Below are 1,891 nucleotides of genomic sequence, written 5' to 3' on the forward strand. Positions count from 1 at the left end.
TCGCGCCCGGCGGCAGGCCCGCCACCTGTTCCGCCTGGCCGAGCAGCACGTCGAGCCAGCTGACCGCCGAGAGCGAGGTGACCTTCGGCAGCACCAGCGAATCGACGGCGCCTGGCGCGCCTTCCACGACGGCGATCACGTCCTTGTAGGCCCACGGCGTGCTGGCGCCGTTGATCCGCACCGCGACCAGCCTGCCGTCCCAGCCCCCGGCCTTGAGCGCGCCGACCGCGAGGTCGCGGGCCGTGTCCTTGGCGGCGGGCGCCACCGAGTCCTCAAGGTCGAGCATCACCTCGTCGGCGGCCAGCTCCCGCGCCTTGGCGAGGAACCGCTCGCTGCTCGCCGGGACCGACATGCAGGTCCGGCGCGGCCGGTACTCGCTGTCCATGGGTGCACAGTACCGGCGGCGCCCGCACCGGGCGTGCGGGGAGTCCTCGATGTCCTGGAGTTGAGCAGAAGGTGAACGTTTATCCTCAGCGTCGGCTCGCCGGTCCGTCTGGGGTTGGCCGACCCTATGCTGACGACTGGCCGATGCCCGAGACGAAGGCCCAGAAGTCCCATGCGTATCAGACGCTCGCCCGCGCCTGCCGTCGCAGGCGCGGTGCTCACGGCGTTCTTCGCGGCGCTGACCGCTTGCAGCTCAGGCGGCCCCGGTGCGGCGGGCACTCAGCAGCCGGGCGTCATCGACGTCAGCGGCAGCCAGTGCGGCGGAACCTGGTCGGTGCCTGGTCCCGGCTGGCATACGATCCAGATCAGCAACCAGGGGACGGGCGGCGCCGAGATCGACCTGGACGACCCGGCCAACGGCGCGGTGTACGCCGAGATCGAGAACACCGGTCCTGGCACCGTCAACCCGATCAGCATCGACTTCGGCTCAGGGAAGTACGCGCTGGTCTGCCTGTTCAGCGACGCCAGCCCGCTGAAGGGAGTGACGGTCACGGTGCCCGGGCACGCCACGGGCACGCCGGCGGTCCTGCCCGTCACGTACAACGACCTCATCCCGCCCGCCAAGACATACCAGGCGGAGACCGAAACGGCGCTCAAGGTGCTCGCACCGGAGACGGCTACACTCGCCGCCGCCGTGCGCAGCGGGAACCTGACGGCCGCGCGCCGCGACTGGCTGACGGCGCACCTCCAGTACGAGACGCTCGGCGACGCCTACGACGCGTTCGGGCACTTCGACACCGAGATCGACGGCCGGGCGGACGCCACCGGGGTCGCCAGCCCGCAGTGGACCGGGTTCTACCGCCTTGAGTACGGGCTGTGGCGCGGGCAGTCACTGGCGTCGCTCGTTCCCGTCGCCAGCGGGCTCAACAGCGACGTCGACCAGCTCGCCGCCTGGTGGCAAACGCAGCAGGTCCCGCTCGCCGACCTCGGGCGGCGCGCCCACGAGGTCATCGAGAACGCGCTCGAGTTCCAGCTCACCGGGCACGACGACTACGGCAGCGGCACGACGCTCGCGAGCACGGTCGCCAGCATCACCGCCAGCCGCGTGCTGCTCGCGCTGCTGCACCCGCTGCTCGCGCCCAGGTATCCGGGGCTGCCCGCCGTCTACACCGGGCTGAGCCAGCTGCAGTCCCTGCTGGAGAAGGAACAGCTCCCGAACGGATGGTGGGTTCCCGTCTCGGCGCTGCCCGACTCCGCGAGGCTGGCGATCGACGCCGCGTGCGGGCAGGTCCTGCAGGAACTCGCGCCCGTCGCGTCGATCACGGAGCCGAGGAACACCGTCAATGACTTCTGAGCCTGAGCAGCCTGTTCATGGCGAGGCGGCCGCTACGCCCGGGCGGCGGTCATTCCTGCGCGGCATGGCAGGAGGCGTCGCGGGCGGCGTCGTCGCCGGCGGCGTCGCGGGCGGCTTTGCCGGGTACGCGTCCAGGGGCACTCCCGCTGATCC

Annotated in this window: 2 protein-coding genes; one reads left to right on the forward strand and one right to left on the reverse strand. The window is 71.5% G+C overall.

What is annotated here, in order from left to right; translation table 11 throughout:
• Positions 1 to 385, reverse strand: a 385-nt coding sequence (locus WA805_RS27800) for an aldolase/citrate lyase family protein (RefSeq protein ID WP_425243811.1), incomplete at its 3' end; no start/stop codon positions are given.
• A 171-nt stretch (positions 386 to 556) separates the two neighbouring features.
• On the opposite strand from WA805_RS27800, the gene WA805_RS27805 reads away from it, so the two are divergent.
• A complete protein-coding gene (locus WA805_RS27805; RefSeq protein ID WP_422285322.1) occupies positions 557 to 1,738 on the forward strand; it encodes an imelysin family protein in 1,182 nt (393 codons plus the stop codon).
• Positions 1,739 to 1,891 lie beyond the last annotated feature (153 nt).

This window comes from Trebonia sp. (assembly GCF_049794275.1).
Taxonomy (GTDB): domain Bacteria; phylum Actinomycetota; class Actinomycetes; order Streptosporangiales; family Streptosporangiaceae; genus Trebonia.